The sequence below is a fragment of the Kitasatospora sp. NPDC092286 genome (assembly GCF_044755565.1).
Lineage (GTDB): Bacteria > Actinomycetota > Actinomycetes > Streptomycetales > Streptomycetaceae > Kitasatospora.
The window spans coordinates 1-1,266 of sequence record NZ_JBIVRD010000100.1; the positions used below are offsets into that span (position 1 = coordinate 1).

1 protein-coding gene and 1 pseudogene are annotated in these 1,266 nt (G+C 67.6%); both read left to right on the forward strand.

Annotated elements, in window-relative coordinates; translation table 11 throughout:
* The first annotated feature begins 192 nt into the window (after window positions 1-192).
* Entirely contained in the window at window positions 193-864 is a 672-nt protein-coding gene (locus tag ACIQIB_RS39245) for a TnsA-like heteromeric transposase endonuclease subunit (RefSeq protein ID WP_400764244.1), read from the forward strand.
* Between the two features lie 56 nt (window positions 865-920).
* Window positions 921-1,266 (forward strand): annotated as a pseudogene (locus ACIQIB_RS39250) (integrase); the annotation flags it as partial.

The window sequence follows — 1,266 nt, forward strand, 5'->3', positions numbered from 1 at the left end:
GGTGTCCTGTGACAGTCGATCTTCCTCTTTGTCACTGAATCTTGCTCAAGCTCGGCTTGTTGCCACTACGGTGTACTCGATTGGGGACGAGGTGGCCGGGTGAGCACTGCGGGTGCGTTAGAGCATGGCATCGCGGGGGGTGGGTTTGCGCTCCGTTTCGGCGGTGCTGACGGCCACGAGCGAGTTGTCCCATTGGACCACTGCCACGGGCTGGCGTGGGAGGAGGTAACTCCGGTACGGACGTTCCGCTGGTCGCGCGGACTCGGGCATTTCCCAGGCTGGTGGTGGGCCGCATCGACTGGACGTCATGTGGGGTTCGAGTCGTGGCTGGAGCAGGACCAGCTGATCCTGCTGGACTTCGATCCTGAAGTTGTGGGGATCGCTTCGCAGCCGTTCTGGCTGCACTGGCATGACGGGAAAGAGAAGCGGCGCCATGCCCCGGACTACTTCGTACGGCTCGCCGACGGCCGTGCTCGCGTGGTCGATGTCCGTGCCGAGGACCAGGTCGACGAGCGGACCGCCGAGGCGTTCGCAGCCACTGAGCGGGCCTGTTCAGCGGTCGGCTGGGAGTTCAGACACGTCGGCGTCCCGGACCCTGCGCTGATGGCGAATCTGCGGTGGCTGGCCCGCTACCGGCATCCGCGCTGCGCTGGCAGACCGGAGATCGCGGCCCGGTTACAGGAGACCTTCGCGGGGCCGACGCCGTTGCTGAAGGGAGCCGAGAACGTCGGCGATCGGCTGGCGGTGCTGCCCGCGCTGTTTCATCTGATGTGGAGGCAGGAACTGGTAGCCGATCTCGCGCATGAGCGGCTGGGCCCCGCCACGCTGGTGCGGGCCGCTGGTACAGCGGGGAGCGCGAGGTGAACGCGGGGCATCGGCCGCGGCGGCCTGTCGGGGTGTCGATCGGTGATCGAGTGCGAGTGGCCGATGTTCTGCACACGGTGATCGCGGTGTCCGGCACGACCGTGCGTCTGGCGGACACGGAGGGTGCAGTCACCGACATCGGCCTGATCGAGTTGTCGGCGGCCGAGGACTTCGAGGTGGTACGCGCGTCGTCGCGGACACCGGTCCCGCCAGCGACGCCGTTGGAGGGTCTGCCGGAGGCAGTAGCGGCGGAGGCGTTGTGGTGGGAACAGCACATCGTGGAGGTGTTGCGCGGGATTCCGCCGCAGGCGCCTGCTGGCACGAAGCCGAAGCCGGAGTACGACCCGGCAGCGGTGTCGCTGACCCGCCGTGAGCAGGCCAAGGCAGCGGAACTGACCGCTG